The organism is Enterococcus sp. AZ091 (assembly GCF_051714805.1).
GTDB classification, from domain to species: domain Bacteria; phylum Bacillota; class Bacilli; order Lactobacillales; family Enterococcaceae; genus Enterococcus_D; species Enterococcus_D gallinarum.
The window spans coordinates 2,214,707-2,231,228 of the sequence record NZ_JBIOSO010000001.1 but is presented as its reverse complement, the minus strand read 5'-3'; the positions used below and the strand labels follow the sequence as shown (position 1 = coordinate 2,231,228).

The window sequence follows — 16,522 nt, the reverse complement described above, 5'->3', positions numbered from 1 at the left end:
GCAGGAGTTATGTTTTCCGATCATACTTTCTGGCGCTGTATACAGCGATCCAGAATATGCGCAATCATCCAGCAAGTTTTCGATGCTCCAACGCGGGAGTCGTCTGCTTGCTCATTTCCTTCTTAGCCTCACGGGACTACACTTAAAGGAGCTATTTATTTGTTACACACACTATACAGTTCTTTGAAAAAAAAATCAATCATTTTTTCGCAATTTTTTTAAGGTTTCCTCAAAAAGTTCGGGTAATGGCGCTTCAAAAACCATTGATTCTCCAGTTGTCGGATGGGTAAATCCTAACAGTTTGGCGTGAAGGAATTGGCCATTGCCTTTCAAAGTCTTTTTAGGGCCATATACAGGATCGCCGGCTAATGGAAAGCCAATGTATTGCATGTGGACCCGAATTTGATGGGTCCGACCCGTTTCCAACTGTAATTCGACTAAAGTAAATTGATCAAAACGTTCCAAAACTGTAAAATGTGTCACAGCCGGCTTACCATCTTCTTGCACTGCTTGCATCTTGCGATTCACTTTAGAACGGCCAATCGGTGCATTGATCGTGCCTTTTTCGTGAGAAATATTCCCATGGACCAGCGCAACATACTTCCGTAAAGAAGTTTTGTCTTTCAACTGTTTGGCTAACGCTTCATGGGCATGATCATTTTTGGCAATCATCAATAGCCCTGACGTATCCTTGTCGATACGATGAACAATTCCTGGTCGTACAACATCATTGATCGAAGATAAATCGGTCATATGATACAACAATGCATTGACCAGCGTTCCGTTAGGATGCCCTGCCGAAGGATGAACGACCATTCCTTGCGGTTTATTGATCACGGCAACATCTTGGTCTTGATACACAATCGTCAAAGGAATATCTTCAGGTTCCAGATCTAGGGACTCCGGTTCTGGTACTTGAATCACTAACTGGTCACCAGCTTTTACTTTGTAATTTGCACGAATTGGATCCCCTTGACAGGTGACCGCACCTTCTTTCAACCATTGTTGAATTTGCGAACGGCTCGCTTCTAGACGATCTGCCAATACTTTATCGACACGCCCTTTTTCTTCATGGATTACTACTTCAATTTGATTATTCATTTATTTTCCCTTCACTTCATCATCAACTAACGCATAGATAAAAATCAATAACACGCCGATCACTAACGACATGTCTGCAATATTAAAAATCGGAAAATTGATAAAATCTAGCTGAAACATATCCACGACGTACCCCAAACGCAAGCGATCGATAAAATTTCCGATCGCTCCGGCTAAGATAAAGGATAGTCCCAATCGAAACCATATACTGCTTTTACGATGACGGATCAACAAATAAGTTACAACAATAACAGCGGCAACCGTGATGATCGTAAAGAAGGTCATCTTCCCTTCTAAGATACTCCATGCGGCACCGGTATTCCGAATATAAGTTAGTGAAAAGACATGGTCGATCAACGTTTGAACATCACCTAATTCAAAATTGCTGACGATCCAAAACTTCAACCACTGATCAAGTCCAACAATTATGGCACTTAGTAAAAAAAACAAAGCTATCATCTTTTTTCCACACTTTCTTCGTTAAAAATATCCCGCGGACGAACGATGCCTAATAAATTTCCATTAGGATCGCCATTTTTTGTGATTAATACCGCTTCAAGTAAAGCATTTTTATGGAACAGGTCTTCTACTTCAGTGACCGTTGTTGTCGCGGGTACAAACTGATAATTGGACTCTTTACCGTCTTTGATCAACAAGTCTTCTGCTTTACGCCCTTCTAATCGGATCTCTCCTTTTAGACTTTCTTGAGCAAACCAGTATCCTAACATACGTAAAGTGATCAACCCAACAAAACGTCCTTTGTCATAGAGTGGAAATTGTGAAAACCGCTTTTGAGCGACGATCTTCAAGATTTCTTTCAGCGCCAACGTTTTTTCAAAACCGGTCACTTTTTTACCAAACTTAGGTAAGACCGTTTCAGGCTGCAACAAGGCCTGTTCGATTTGTTGGATTCGTGTCACTACCCATTGATTTGGCTCGGCAATCACAAAATTTTCACCGATTTTTTCATGAACGATGGCGTTCCGCAATTGGGCCATCTGCAATAAATCTTCTTCGTATTTTTTGATGTCTCCTTGCTTCTGTTTTGAAAGACGGCGAACCATCTCTGAAAAACCCATGTTACGAGGATTACCCAAATCGTCTCTCAATTGTTTTTCGATTCGATTGAAACTACTCAAAAAAATATCTGCTCCGCTAGCCATTTGTTACCTCCTCAATTACATACGCTTGTTTGCTATAATAAAGACCTAAACATAGATAACCTGCTAAATAAAGAAAGATACCCGAAAGGATAATGGACAACTGTCCGCTGCGAGTTAAAAACGCGATCATTAGAAACAGACCAATATAAAACAGCACATAAAAAGAAATCAGTCGCGGATTCATTTTTATTTCTAATGGAGTTTCTGCGTGTAAATCAGCCAACGCAATTTCTTTGCTTTTTAGGATGGAAAATCGGACAGACAATCGGTTGTCAGAATTGAGATTCAGCTCGACGGTCTCTTGATGATTGATTCTGGCGACTTTCTGACCATCCACTAGCAAATCCAGCGGACTCCCCATCGCGTAAAAGCCGGTATTTCGTATGATTTTACGTTTCATCGTTTTATACGCTCCAATTTTATCAGTATACTTTAATTTTCTTAGAAAGAAAACAGTCTTTTAAATGCACTACTGATTATATTATAACAAAAGACACATCTCTTGCCTCTTGCTAATATTTAACTTTCAGTCTTTTAATAGATTGAAAATCCAAAAGCGGCAAATCATAAGATGAAAACTAGCGCCTTTTATAGCCCTCTTTTTAAAACCATTCTTTTTATAGTCTCTCGTTTAAAAGAGCTTGATAACAATTTCCCCTTCCCGTTTCCTACTTTCGTTTCTAATGTTTCTAATGTTTCTAAGAGCAACGGATAAATAGGAATGCTGGAGATAACTATGGGAGACTTTTAGAAAACTTCGCAAAAAATCAAATATCCTCGCAGTCTCTTCAATTATTTCTTCCAATTTTTGAAAGTCAGAAGAAAAAGGGAGGTTTTATTCTCTTCCGAATCTCGCAGCCTATGTACAGCGTCAACAAAAAACGAACCAAACAAAACCTACTGAAAGACGACGAATCGCTCGCAAACAACACACCACACTTACAGAATCAATAGTGATCTGTAAGTGTGGTGTGTTATAAGAAATTGACTGAACTATTACTGGAGCCTTCGAGAATCTATTTCTTCATCCAGTATTCGCAGATGCGGAGAGAAAATAAGATTAAAAAAGGCCAGATACATTGCCGTCTGCATCGACATCCATATTCAATGCTGCTGGTTTCTTAGGCAGTCCAGGCATTGTCATAACAGTACCGGTCAAGGCAACAATAAAACCAGCGCCTAGTTTTGGTACAAATTCACGGATCGTAATCGAAAAATCAGCCGGTGCGCCTAAAAGCTGCGGATCATCACTAAAAGAGTACTGTGTTTTTGCCATACAAATCGGCAATTGATCCCAGCCATTTTTTTTGAAGACGTTCAATTGGCGCTGTGCCACACTTGAGAAGACCACATTTGATCCGCCATAAATCTCTTTGACGATCTTGGCAGCTTTATCAGGAAGGCTCTCTTCATTTTGGTAAAGCCTACGATAATTGCCGGGTTGTTCATCAATGGCAGTGACGACTTGCTGCGCCAAAAGTTCCCCCCCTGCGCCACCTTTCTCCCAAACTTGCGTCCGAGCGATTGGTACACCAATTTCCTTGCAGCATTGCTCCAACATTTGGATCTCAGCTTCGGTATCAGTGACAAATTCATTGATTGCAACAACAACTGGCAATTGATAATTTTGCATGTTTCTCACGTGACGTTTCAAGTTGGCAAAACCTGCGACTAAAGCCGCTACATTTTCTTCTTTTAAGTGTTCTTTATCTATCCCGCCGTGCATTTTTAAGGCGCGAATCGTTGCGACCACTACGACAGCGTCTGGTGCTTTAGAGAGATTGGGTGTTTTAATATCCAAAAACTTCTCTGCCCCGAGATCTGCGCCGAACCCCGCTTCAGTAACCGTGTATTCTCCTAAATGGAGAGCTGTTTCAGTTGCAATGACACTATTACAGCCATGGGCGATGTTGGCAAAAGGTCCCCCATGAATCAACGCAGGCGTTCCTTCGATGGTTTGAACCAAATTTGGTTTCAAGGCATCTTTCAACAATAAAGCTAATGCCCCCTGAACCTGCAAATCCTTGACGTAGATAGGTTGTTTATCATACGTATAACCAATCAAAATATTGCTCAAGCGCTCTTTCAAATTATCCAAATTCGTTGCTAGACACAAAATAGCCATAATCTCACTAGCAACGGTGATATCAAAGCCATCTTCTCTAGGTACTCCTTGCAGTGGTCCGCCCAGTCCGACGATCACTTGTCTTAATGCGCGATCATTCAAATCCACGACACGTTTCCAAATGATCCGTCGCGGGTCGATCCCTAATTCATTTCCTTGTTGGATATGATTGTCCACCAACGCAGATAATGCATTATTCGCAGCAGTGATTGCGTGCATGTCCCCGGTAAAATGAAGATTGATGTCTTCCATCGGCAAGACTTGCGCTCTGCCTCCGCCAGTCGCACCACCCTTGATCCCCATGACTGGACCTAATGATGGTTCTCGTAAAGCAATCACGGTTTGTTTTCCAATACGGTTTAAGCCATCTGCCAATCCAATCGTGACTGTCGACTTTCCTTCTCCCGCAGGGGTTGGGTTAATCGCTGTGACTAAGATCAACTTGCCGGTGGGACGTTTCGCGATTTCCTTGATTGCTGGCCAATCGATTTTTGCTTTATACTTCCCATATTGTTCTAGATCTTCTGCTTGTAATCCGATAGTTGCTGCAATATCAATAATCGGTTTAATTGTTGCTTCTTGTGCAATTTCGATATCTTTTTTCATCAGTAACCCTCTATTCCCGAACTATTATTCCTTATTCATTCATATTTGTTTGTCCTATTTCTATTATACCGTTTTTCATGAAGATTGAAACCCTGTTTTTCACCGGAATAAAAAAAGAGCCAGAATTATTTTTCTGACTCTTGTCTTTCAAGAATAGGCACTAGATTAACAAAGTGTGTCTGTAATACTTCAAGATCTTTTTTACGCATTACAAACGTATAGCTTCTTTCATTGGTCACGATTCTCAAATGATGATTCTCTACCCCAATGGCTTGGATTTTCTCGAGAGGAATAACTACTCGTTTCCAAAAGCGGGCATAGGTGATTTTGATGGTCTTCTCCGTCAAATAAAGGCGGCGCTGCAATCCTAACCAGACAAGAAATAGAAAAATCCCCAACACAAGATTGCTTTTCCAATAAGGGCGAGTATTTTCCAGTGCCAAAATCAAGCTGTAAAACAAAACGATCAGTGAACTGGACCAATAGATAATTGCGGTGGCTGGTTCTGGTTGCCAAAAATAGTTACGTTTCATAAATAATTTCCTCACGCGATCAATTTCTAGTATACTTATATCCATCATAACAGAAGGAGTCAACTCATGCTAAAAGTGTATCTCGATGCTTCAACCAAAGGAAACCCTGGACCTAGTGGCGGCGGTCTGTTGATTGTAGGGGAAGACCTGCATGAACAGCATGCCTTTGTACTACCCACGCTCACAAATCACCAAGCAGAATTTGCTGCGATGCATCATGCTCTTGAATTTCTCTTAACGAAAGAATGGCAAGACCAGACGATCATGCTTTATACAGACAGTAAAGTCGTCGCTCAAACAATCGACAAAAATTATACGAACAACCCCGATTTTCGGAAGTATTTAGAGGAAATCCAAGAGTTGCTGCCCTATTTCACTTTACTGATTGTCCAATGGATTCCCGAATCTCAAAACAAAGGTGCCGACCATCTGGCCCGTCAAGGGTTAGCTAAGGCTTTAAAATTACAGGATCGGCGATAACAAACGAGAAAAGTTTTGCTTAAAACGCAACCAGTAAGATTGTTTAGCCAGCATTTCATCTGTCAATAAAGTGGACTGCAGCATATCCTCTTCAAAAATCGTTTTTAATTGCGCCGTGACTTCTTGATCATAAACGAATGCATTGACTTCAAAATTCAACGCATAACTGCGAATGTCCTGATTTGTCGTGCCAAACGAGCAGATGGTATCATCCATCATAACAGTTTTGGCATGTAAAAATCCATTCTCATAGATATAGATTTTCGCTCCCCGGCGATGTAAATAGTTGGCATAGTGTTGGGTCGCTCGATAGATAAATGGATGATCCGGCATGCAGGGAATCATGATTCGAACATCTACACCTGAGTGGATGGCGATCTCCAAGGCATTCATCATACTGTCGTCAGGAATCAGATAAGGGGTTTGGATCCAAATCGATTTTTCAGCCGCCAAAATCATCTTGACGAAGCCGCCTTTTAGAATCTGCGTTTCCGTCTCAGGTCCGTCGGCCACGATTTGCATATCGACATGACCTGCCTCTTCTTTAGGCGGTAAAATGAAATAGCGATCTTCATATTCCAGTTGATCTGCTTCATTTCGAATCGAGGCATTCCAATCGCGGATAAAGATTTCCTGTAAGGTAAAACTAGCAGTTCCAACGATTCGCGCATGTGTATCCCGCCAATAACCAAATTTTGCTTTTTTACCTAAATATTGATCCCCTACATTAAACCCGCCGGTCCAGCCAATTTGGCCATCAATCACCACGATTTTGCGATGCAAATGGTAATTCAAACGTGTATTGCGAATCAAATTTTTTGAAGTAATAAAGGGCACGACCTTTCCGCCAGCGTCCATTAATGGCTGAAAGAATTTACGATTTGCTTTGGGAGAACCCCATGGATCGAATATCAGTCGAACTTCTACTCCTTGCTTGGCTTTTTCAATTAGGACATCAAGAAACTGCCCACCAATTTCATCATTAAAAAAAGAATAGTATTCCACATGAATATTGTCTTCAGCATTTTGCATATCTGAAAATAAGGCAGCAAATTTTTCCTTGCCGTCCGTATAAAATTGTACCTGATTGCCTTTTGTCAAAGGGGATTCATCTAAATTTTTAAAATACCGTTCCAATAGATGGTTGTCATCTGAGTATGGATGCTCTGGAAAGGAATAATTGTGGACTTTGATGATTTGATTTAATTCATTGATTCTGCTTTGATGGTGCTCACTGAATTTATAAATGATTTCTCCGTCGATTCCTCGACCACAAAATAAATACAACAAAAACCCAAAACCCGGGATAAAGACTAATGTCATCATCCAGGCAAAAACACTTGCAATTGATCGCGGTTTACGAAAGACAGTAATAAATGCCGCAACTGTATTGACAAACAGCAACGCCAAAAAGACGGTCGAAACCACACCCATATCCATTTTTATCATATTTTCCTCCTACAACAAATAAGTATGATCAAACGTGATCGCCACCTCATACGTGCCGATTTCATGCGTAATCTTTTGATAAATTTTATCTTGCAGTTCACGATCTGTGTAATTTCTTTGCTTTGGGATCACCAAATCAAAAGCAAACTGTTTTTCGTGAATCCGAAAGTCGTGCATCCTTAACTCTGGATCAATCGTCTCAACGATTTGTCTGACTTTTTCCCGCAACTGCCGGTACTGTTTATTTTGGATAGGGACAGGATCAAGATGACAAACCAATTCAACTTGAAGGTTCCTTTGAAAATCATGTTCGATCGCATCAATTACTTCATGGGCTTGTGACAAACTCCAGCTTTCATTGATTTCAATATGAACACTAGCAAAACGATTCTTGGGACCATAGTTATGAACGAGCAGATCATGGTACCCCAATATTGTTGGATAACGATCTAGTCGATCCTCCATCTCACGGATTTCAGCTTCAGTCGGACGTGCACCTAGCAGTTCATTGATAAAGGTACGGATCATCATGATACCACTAAATAAAATGTATAGCGCGATCAGCAAGCCAATATACCCATCCACCCGCCAACCGGTTCCCCATTCAATCAATGCAGAGAGCAAGACCGCAACTGTTGTGAGTACATCATTAAAACTATCTTGTCCGCTAGCTTGTAAGGTTGCAGAGTCAATTTTCTTCGCCAATTGACGGTACATGAGACCTTGCCAAAGCTTTAATCCGATTGACAAGATCAGCACAATAAACAACCATGGTGATAAACGGATCGGTTCAGGAGCAATGATTTTTTCAAAGGCATTTTTTAGAAACTGAAAACCAACAAATGTGATCAGTAAAGAAACCACAAAACCGCTAATGTATTCAAACCGTTCATGGCCGTAGGGATGCTCCCTATCCGCCGGCTTGGCAGCAATCCGAAAACCGATCAATGTCAAAAAGGAGGAGGCGGTGTCAGACAGACTATTGATAGCATCTGCCATGATCGAGACCGATTGTGCCGACAGTCCAATCAGAAACTTTGCGACAAAAAGAAGTGCATTTGAGAGCAATCCCAGATAGCCCGCAAGTTTACCGATCATGGTGCGATCAGTTGCGTTTCCTTTCATTCGCTTTAAAAAGAAGCGCAGCATAACATTCCCTCCAAGCGTAAATTCGTCTTTCTTATTTTACCCCGAATGAAATCAGTAAAACAACTAAAAGCATGTAAAAAACGTATTTTTCTAAAAATGAATGCTTCAGCTATTCCAAAATTTCTCTTTAATAAAATCCAATTTCTGCAAAAACAGAAAAAATACCCGAAGGAATCGCGTTTCGATCCTCTACCGAACGTCTTATAAAAAGACGCGGCAGCTCTCTGACACACAATTCCAGTTCGGATATTTCTTGATGTTATACATTTTTTTATGATTTGCTGTTAAAGAATCAGTTTGCGGTTAACCAATTGGCTACTTCAGTCAATGCAGCGTCGATTCCTTCTGGTTGCTTCCCACCGGCTTGTGCCATATCTGGACGTCCGCCGCCACCGCCGCCGACTTTCGGTGCGATGTGCTTGATCAAATCTCCAGCTTTCAAGCCTTTCTCATTTGCCTGTGGCGTCATTGCAGCCAACAGATTAACTTTGCCATCGTTGGCTGTAGCAAGAACTAAAACATCCGATAATTCTTTTTGTTTCCATTGGTCTGCCAATTGGCGTAACTGATTCATATCTTTGACAGTTACTTTTGCAGCAATAAAACGAATCCCATTCACTTCTTTGACATCTTTGAAAACATCGCCAGCTTGTTGATTGGCTAGTTTGCTCGCCAGTGCTTGATTTTCTTTTTGCAGATCCCGCAGTTGTTGCTGTAATTGTTCTGTTTTGCTGACTACATCTTTGATTTGTGCCGATTTGACGATCCCTGCAATGGCTTTTAGCTGTGCTTCTCCTTCATGCAGCAATGCGTAAGCTTCTTGACTCGTCACTGCTTCAATCCGACGAACGCCAGCACCAATCCCGGATTCAGAAACAATTTTGAAAATACCGATATCTTCTGTATTGGCGACATGTGTGCCACCGCAAAGCTCGATAGACCAATCTGCGACATTGACTACACGCACATCGTGGCCGTATTTTTCGCCAAAGAGAGCCATCGCCCCCATGCCCTTCGCTGTATCGATGTCGGTTTCGATAGTTACGACTGGCAAAGCTTCCCAAATTTTCTGATTGACGATTTGTTCCATCTGACTTAATTCGTCTGCAGTCACTTGGCCAAAATGACTAAAGTCAAAACGCAAGTGTCCAGGTGCAACTAATGAACCTGCTTGATTTGCATGGCTACCTAGCACTTCTTTCAACGCTTTGTGCAATAAATGAGTGGCTGTGTGGTTTTTGATGATTTTGTTCCGACGGTGCTGATCAACTTGCAAGAAATAAGAAGCCCCTTCCGTCAAGTTGCCAGTTACCTTCGCAGTATGCAGAAACTGGCCATTTGGTGCTTTTTTTACATCAGTGATCTCCGCAACGATAACACCAGATTGGTCAACAACAGTACCAGTGTCCGCTACTTGACCACCCATTTCTGCATAGAATGGTGTTTCTTTGAAGATCAGTTTGGCTTCACCAGTGGTTACTGTATCAAGCAATTGTTCCTCTTGAATGATCACTAACAATTCGCTGTTGACTTCAAGGCTTTCGTAGCCAACAAAACGGCTTTCGACTTTGATATCAGTCAAAAGAGCGGATTGAACACCCATAGAAAGCTCAGTCGATCGAGCAGAACGAGCCCGTGCCCGCTGTGCATCCATTTCTTTTTCAAAACCGGCATGATCAACTTTCAACCCTTCATCTTGAGCGACTTCTTCAGTCAATTCAACAGGGAATCCGTAAGTATCATACAACTTAAAGATATCGGCACCTGCTAATGTCTCTTGCCCATCTGCCTTCACTTTAGCAATGACTTGGTTCAAGATCTCTAATCCTTCATTGATCGTTTCATGGAACCGTTCTTCTTCATTACGGATTACTTTTTCGATAAACGCTTGTTGAGCCAATACTTCCGGATAATAACTCTCCATGATTTTTCCTACGATCGGAACAAGTTTATATAAAAAGGCTGAATCGATACCTAATTTCTTGCCATGCATGACGGCGCGGCGTAGCAAACGGCGCAACACGTATCCGCGTCCTTCGTTTGACGGTAGTGCACCATCGCCTATAGCAAAAGAAAGCGCGCGAATGTGGTCGGCGATCACTTTGAAGGAAATATCTGTTGCTTTGCTTTCGCCATATGCAAAATTGCCGCTCAATTCTTGAACCGCTTCGATGATCGGCATAAAGAGATCTGTTTCAAAGTTGGTTGGTGCATTTTGGATGATCGACACCATCCGTTCAAGCCCCATCCCCGTATCAATGTTTTTGTGTGGTAATGGTTCATACGTGCCATCTGCTTGATGATTGAACTCTGAAAAGACCAAATTCCAAATTTCCAAATAGCGTTCATTTTCACCGCCAGGATAATTCTCCGGATCATCTTCTGCGACATCGTTGAACTCAGGTCCCCGGTCATAAAAAATCTCTGAATCTGGTCCACAAGGTCCAGCACCGATATCCCAGAAGTTGTCTTCGATCTCTACGATGTGTTCTGGAGTCAACCCGATTTCTTCGCGCCAAATTCGTTTTGCTTCTGTGTCTTTTGGATACACTGTGACATAAAGCTTTTCTGGATCAAAGGCCATCCATTCTGGAGAAGTCAAAAACTCCCACGCCCAATGGATTGCTTCATTTTTGAAGTAATCACCAATCGAAAAATTTCCTAACATTTCAAACATGGTGTGGTGACGTGCTGTCTTACCAACATTTTCGATATCGTTGGTCCGAATCGATTTTTGTGCATTGGTGATTCGCGGATTTTCTGGAACAACGGTACCGTCAAAATATTTTTTCAATGTTGCTACACCTGAGTTGATCCACAACAATGTTGGGTCATTTACAGGGACGAGTGATGCACTAGGCTCGATCGAATGTCCTTTTGATTGAAAGAAATCGAGAAACATTTGACGAACTTCGGCACTTGATAAGTGTTTCATATAGTTTTCCTACTTTCTAATGATAAAATCGCTTGGGAGCAAGGAATGCTTTTGTTCTTTGGTGACCTTTCTCTCTGATATCTGTTCATTCGACGAACTCGCTTCTGGGCAGTCAAACAAAAAAACACCACTGCAGAGCAAGGACGTAGCTACGCGGTACCACCTTACTTGCAATGATGTTGATCATTACCTCTCAGACTCGATAACGCAGAGCAGGCGTCAGCATTTCTACTGAATCAGATACCAAAGGGAGCGATCAATTAGGATTCTTGTTTTTCTCTCAGCTTTGAAAAACTTTCTGTAAAGAATGAACAAATCAACCATGTCCTTCGTCTTTAAAAGTATAAGGAAATGTTCACAAAAAGTCAATCCTCAAATCCGTTCTCGATCAATAATAACTGCTTTTCGGTAGCGGTATTTTTCAGGGTCCAACTGCTGGTTTGCTTGCAACATTTTGCGTGACCGATAATAACTAGCATAGGGCAATGTATCCAGTAATGGATTGCCGCACTCTGGCCAATCTTCCATCTTTAGAAATGAACTGTCAGTTAGCTCCCATCCATTGGCATACGGATAAATCAAGCCAAACATGTTCGGCTCAGCCAATGCTTTTTTGGTCAATTTGACACCATCCTCACAGGGTTTTTCATTGCCCCAACGAAATAAACGACGGGTCCCGGCGCCCACTGCATATTCCCACTGTTCTTCATTCATCAAATCATATCCCTGCTGTCCCAGCCAGTGCTGCAATTCATTTTGGGTCATTCGTTGGTGAGTGTATACATGATAATTGCCAGACACTGGATGCAGTTCCGCAAAGTACTGATTTTCGGCACTGATTGTTCTTGGCATTTCCCACTGCAAACTTTCTTCAAAACTTCGCGGCTGCTGAAATGCCTGCCGTATCTCGGAACCAAAAGTTTCAAATTGATCAACATGACCATGGAATTCTCCCGTGACTGTATCTAGTTCTCCAATCAAACGAGTACCTGCTGGCAATGCCATTTTCCGCACCAACATGGGTGGGATGGTCGCTTTGCGTAATGGGCTCATTGATTCATTTACAAAATCTCCCCACTCCTCAGCGTTTGACAATCCATAGCCTTCGATCAAGCGGCTCAGCGAAGGGCTGAGAGGTTCTTGCCACATTTTGGACCAGCAGGTTATCGGCAATCCCTGAATGCCCAAGTCCCAGCCTAGAATTGTTTCAGAATTTCCAGGCACAAAGACGAAGGGTTCCTCATCAATCGTTAATTCAAAGGTCTCACACTTGATTCCTGCATAGCTTGTTTTAATAAAATGAACATCTGTAATTTCTTTCAATGGGCTGACAAAGTACATGACTACTTGCTGAAACACTTGGCTTTTGACTTCAGCAGTCAAATTTTTCCAATTCGTCCATTGCAATGCTTCGAAAAAATCCACGAGCTTTCCCCTTTCATCTGCTACAATCAATATAGATTGAGTATACCATGGATTGGGAGGAAAAATGATGCAGCTTTATTTTGGGCGGGAGGACTGGATTCAGCAGGCTGTTTTTGCACTTAGAAGATCTGTCTTTGTCGACGAACAAGGAATCGCTCCTGAATTAGAATTTGATCAAAAAGATCAGTTCTGCCATTATTTTCTACTGGCAGAAGGCCAAGTACCAATTGCCACTATTCGCTATCAATCGTTGGATTCGCAAACGATCCAGCCCGATCGCTTTTGCGTGGCTAAAAACTATCGAAAGCAAGGGATAGGACGGCAGTTGTTAGCGGCCTATGAGAAAAAAGCGATCACCGATGGCTTTTGCTGGTCGGTTTTGTCTTCTGAAATTGCAGCAGTCGGCTTTTATCAAAAATGCGGCTATGAGATCCTCTCTCCTCCTTTTGAAGAAGATGGAATCCTCTGTGTAAAAATGGGAAAAAATCTTTGCTAAAACGAAGGAACACCCAATAGCCATTGCCTGGCCGATGGGTGTTCCTTAAATTAGATACTGGAATTTTTTTTATTCTTGCGAGCAGAGCGATTCGACTGACGACGTTCGATCTTTCGTTTCTCTTTGTTTTTCTTATCAACAGCCCACTGAATTTTCTTCTTGTAGCCAGGCTTGATTTTTTTCTTTTTCTTCTTGACCAACCCAATCAATGTTGGGTCTAATTCGTCTCTTGATTTTTCACGTTTTTGTCGACGATTCCGATCATATGTTGCAACGATCTCCCCATTTTTGATTTCTTTTGGTTGGAATTTTACACCTAAATCTTCGATTGCTTGAATGGCTTGTTCGTCACTAGGATCATACAAAGTGATCGCTGTTCCAGCTAACTGATTACGTCCAGTACGTCCCACACGATGAATAAAGAAATCCAAATCCGCCGGAATCTCAGCATTGATTACATGCGAAACCCCCTCGATGTCAATCCCGCGAGCAGCTAAATCAGTTGCGACTACATATTGATACTCTAAATTTTGAACCTGACGCATCACACGTTTGCGTTCTCGCGGTGTGATATCGCCATGGATCTTGGCTACTTTCAGCCCTTTTTCTTTCAGATAGCCGGTTAATTCATCCACTCGGGATTTGGTATTGGCAAAAACAATCGCCAAATAAGGATGTCCCGTCGTTAGTAGTTGATAAACCAATTGATTCTTATCTTTTCCTTTAGTTGAGATCAACCAATTTTCAATGGATTCAGAGATGACTGCTTTCGGACGAATTTCTTCGATCAATGGATTTTCGAGATATTTTTTCAAAAATGGACGCAGCTTTTCTGGAATCGTTGCAGAGAAAACTAACATTTGCAGTTTTTCCGGCAATCGACTAGCAATTTGGTCCACTTCTTCCAAAAAGCCCATATCTAATGTCATATCTGCTTCATCAATGACAAAGGCTTGTGCCGTATGCACAGCCAGTGCTTGTTCATTGATCATATCTAGAATTCGTCCCGGTGTCCCGATAACAAGCTGCGGCTGCTGGTTTTGCAAACGGTCCATTTGTCGTTGTTTGTCCGTGCCGCCTACAAAGTTGGTCACACGAATCTCTGGTTGCTGAAATTCTGCTAGTTGTTTTGCCGCTTGATAAATCTGCGTGGCTAATTCACGACTCGGTGCAGTGATAACTACTTGCACTTCATCTTTTTGCGGATCGATTTGATCCATCAAAGGAAGCAAAAATGTATGCGTCTTCCCACTTCCAGTTTGGGATTGTCCCACGACACTGCGACCTTTTTGGATCACAGGGATTAATTTTTCTTGAACTTCTGTTGGTGAAGTAAATTTCTTCTCCGCTAACGCTTCGTAAATAAATGGTTGAAATTTAAATGACTCAAAAGACATTCAAACACCTTCTTTCTATTGACATCTTTTGGATTATAGCATATTTCCAGCTCAATTCCTAACCTTGTTTCGCTGGATCGTGCTTACTACATAAGTAGCCGTTCTTTTTTCGTAAAAGAATCGCGGTTGTTTTTTGAATGCTGCCCAAAGGATGTTGCAATAAAATCCAAGTTGGATCAAACCAAAAATCAACACAACCAACAAACTCACTAGGACGAGCATTTGATTAGTAGATTGAATAAAAGGCGTAAACAACACATTGATGCGTGTCGCACTAACATAGATCAGATAGAGCAATCCATAACGCTTAAAAATTGCTCTGAAACTGACACGGGAATGATTTTCCTCCATGACTCGAATGCGAACAAGTTTTTTTCCTAGCGTTTGTCCATTGAGAATATAATTCAAAAGAATAAAGTAAAGAGCTACTTCTAGTAAAAAATACCAATAATCATTCGTAAAGTCATCGATTTCTTTATTCACAGTCACTCTTAACAGAATCATAAGCATCCAAGCGAATAAATTCAATATTCCCCAATCGATCAGCCAAGCAACAAATCGGCGAGTAAACGTCACTCGATTATCTTTGGCATAAGATTCGGCATCCATCTCTTCACGGGTAGGCAACAGGAAGGTGAACAATGGCGTCACCAAAAAGCCAATGGTCCCGCCAAGGGTATTGACAAATAAATCATTGACGTCAAACAACCGATAAGGGCGCGGATAAATAAAGTATAATCCAGTTAACTGAGTCAATTCAAAGAACAGTGATAAGCCAAAGGTTGCCACAATCGTCTTCGGAAAAGACAATTTAAAGTAGTAGCGCATATAGACACCAAAAGGCAGTGTCAAAAAAAGATTGAATAATGGCTCTAAGACTACGTTTTGCTTCAAAGCCGAAAGATACGTAGTGGGATCATTGATTTGTAACACCGTTTGCTGCAAAAAATGCTGCCAGGAAGCACCTAACTGCCACTCCATTTTGGGACCGGTCATTTGAGCGACTTCTTCAATACTCGGCAACGGCAAAATGACCAAGAAATAGGCACAAAGCAGATAAAAAACAAATGAATAAAGTACAATTGCTCGTGAAAAAATAAATCGGCCAAATTTACGGTATTGGCGCACAAAAAATATCGACGAGATTGCAAGTGCCAAGAATGGAAATAACAGTAATGCAACCTTGATTGGCATAAGATAAGCTGACATAACATCCTCCTAAAAATCTATTTCCTTTTAATCTTACACTGTAATTCCCAAAACGTAAATTTTGGAGTATGATAAATAAAAGGAGGTTAAAAAACATGTTGAATCCTTATTTTGCTTTTGGTGTGCCATTTTTTCTTTTATTGCTCTATATCGGCTTTGCGCTTTTTCGCCGTTCTTCTCATATTCCTTATTTAGGGTTTGTACTCTTTATCATTGCTGGATTTATGAGTGTATTCAGTTTCCAAGTGATCCAACAGGCGCTGACAGAAGTAAATAAAACCAATGCTGCTGCGGTAGAGCAGGTCCATGGCTATTCCCTCTACTTATTAGCTATTCCGTTGCTGATCGGTCTCTTGTTAGTGATCCGCAATATTTTTCGGGGTTATGCTAAAATCAAAAAAGTACGTCTCCAATCCAAATGAAAAAGATACAGTTTCACTTTATTCAAATGTTG

Annotated in this window: 15 protein-coding genes; 3 read left to right on the top strand and 12 right to left on the bottom strand. The window is 41.4% G+C overall.

What is annotated here, in order from left to right:
- Window positions 1–195 precede the first annotated feature (195 nt).
- From IGJ28_RS11050 to IGJ28_RS11025, 6 genes are all read right to left on the bottom strand, one after another.
- Entirely contained in the window at window positions 196–1,101 is a 906-nt protein-coding gene (locus tag IGJ28_RS11050; RefSeq protein WP_003126615.1) for an RluA family pseudouridine synthase, read from the bottom strand.
- On the bottom strand, window positions 1,102–1,560 hold the full coding sequence (gene lspA, locus IGJ28_RS11045; protein ID WP_003126616.1) for a signal peptidase II: 459 nt from the start codon (window positions 1,558–1,560) through the stop codon (window positions 1,102–1,104).
- Window positions 1,557–2,264, bottom strand: a complete 708-nt coding sequence (locus IGJ28_RS11040) for a CBS domain-containing protein (protein ID WP_003126617.1) — start codon at window positions 2,262–2,264, stop codon at window positions 1,557–1,559. The genes lspA and IGJ28_RS11040 overlap by 4 nt, the downstream gene beginning before the upstream one ends.
- On the bottom strand, window positions 2,257–2,664 hold the full coding sequence (locus tag IGJ28_RS11035; protein WP_096710990.1) for a hypothetical protein: 408 nt from the start codon (window positions 2,662–2,664) through the stop codon (window positions 2,257–2,259). Before IGJ28_RS11035 ends, IGJ28_RS11040 begins: the two co-directional genes overlap by 8 nt.
- A gap of 660 nt (window positions 2,665–3,324) precedes the next feature.
- A complete protein-coding gene (locus tag IGJ28_RS11030; RefSeq protein WP_041120090.1) occupies window positions 3,325–4,995 on the bottom strand; it encodes a formate--tetrahydrofolate ligase in 1,671 nt (556 codons plus the stop codon).
- 125 nt (window positions 4,996–5,120) lie between these two features.
- The gene (locus IGJ28_RS11025; protein ID WP_060814305.1) at window positions 5,121–5,528 is read right to left on the bottom strand and encodes an EbsA family protein; all 408 of its coding nucleotides are present in this window, start codon (window positions 5,526–5,528) and stop codon (window positions 5,121–5,123) included.
- Window positions 5,529–5,594: 66 nt separating this feature from the next.
- Between IGJ28_RS11025 and IGJ28_RS11020 the strand changes: the two genes are divergently transcribed.
- Entirely contained in the window at window positions 5,595–6,008 is a 414-nt protein-coding gene (locus IGJ28_RS11020) for a ribonuclease HI family protein (RefSeq protein WP_060814306.1), read from the top strand.
- On the opposite strand, the gene cls is transcribed toward IGJ28_RS11020, so the two are convergent.
- The 4 genes from cls to IGJ28_RS11000 all read right to left on the bottom strand — a co-directional run bounded on the left by cls (window position 5,991) and on the right by IGJ28_RS11000 (window position 12,966).
- Window positions 5,991–7,457: a cardiolipin synthase gene (cls, locus tag IGJ28_RS11015; RefSeq protein ID WP_438845399.1), complete on the bottom strand. Its 1,467-nt coding sequence runs from the start codon at window positions 7,455–7,457 to the stop codon at window positions 5,991–5,993. The genes IGJ28_RS11020 and cls overlap by 18 nt on opposite strands.
- Window positions 7,458–7,466: 9 nt before the next feature.
- Window positions 7,467–8,606: a cation diffusion facilitator family transporter gene (locus tag IGJ28_RS11010; RefSeq protein ID WP_252711988.1), complete on the bottom strand. Its 1,140-nt coding sequence runs from the start codon at window positions 8,604–8,606 to the stop codon at window positions 7,467–7,469.
- A gap of 292 nt (window positions 8,607–8,898) precedes the next feature.
- Complete coding sequence (gene alaS / locus IGJ28_RS11005) at window positions 8,899–11,541, bottom strand: alanine--tRNA ligase (RefSeq protein WP_113849712.1); 2,643 nt, start codon at window positions 11,539–11,541, stop codon at window positions 8,899–8,901.
- Window positions 11,542–11,913: 372 nt separating this feature from the next.
- Window positions 11,914–12,966 carry a DUF7278 family profilin-like fold-containing protein gene (locus IGJ28_RS11000; RefSeq protein WP_438845398.1) on the bottom strand — a complete coding sequence of 351 codons (1,053 nt, stop codon included), beginning with the start codon at window positions 12,964–12,966 and terminating at the stop codon, window positions 11,914–11,916.
- 67 nt (window positions 12,967–13,033) lie between these two features.
- Between IGJ28_RS11000 and IGJ28_RS10995 the strand changes: the two genes are divergently transcribed.
- Window positions 13,034–13,462, top strand: a complete 429-nt coding sequence (locus tag IGJ28_RS10995; protein WP_175413548.1) for a GNAT family N-acetyltransferase — start codon at window positions 13,034–13,036, stop codon at window positions 13,460–13,462.
- 50 nt (window positions 13,463–13,512) lie between these two features.
- Here IGJ28_RS10995 and IGJ28_RS10990 read toward each other — a convergent pair whose 3' ends face one another.
- Together IGJ28_RS10990 and IGJ28_RS10985 are read right to left on the bottom strand one after the other, a co-directional pair.
- Window positions 13,513–14,859, bottom strand: a complete 1,347-nt coding sequence (locus tag IGJ28_RS10990; RefSeq protein WP_138371864.1) for a DEAD/DEAH box helicase — start codon at window positions 14,857–14,859, stop codon at window positions 13,513–13,515.
- Window positions 14,860–14,910: 51 nt separating this feature from the next.
- Complete coding sequence (locus IGJ28_RS10985) at window positions 14,911–16,068, bottom strand: VanZ family protein (protein ID WP_438845397.1); 1,158 nt, start codon at window positions 16,066–16,068, stop codon at window positions 14,911–14,913.
- Between the two features lie 95 nt (window positions 16,069–16,163).
- On the opposite strand from IGJ28_RS10985, the gene IGJ28_RS10980 reads away from it, so the two are divergent.
- On the top strand, window positions 16,164–16,490 hold the full coding sequence (locus IGJ28_RS10980) for a hypothetical protein (protein WP_003126632.1): 327 nt from the start codon (window positions 16,164–16,166) through the stop codon (window positions 16,488–16,490).
- Window positions 16,491–16,522 lie beyond the last annotated feature (32 nt).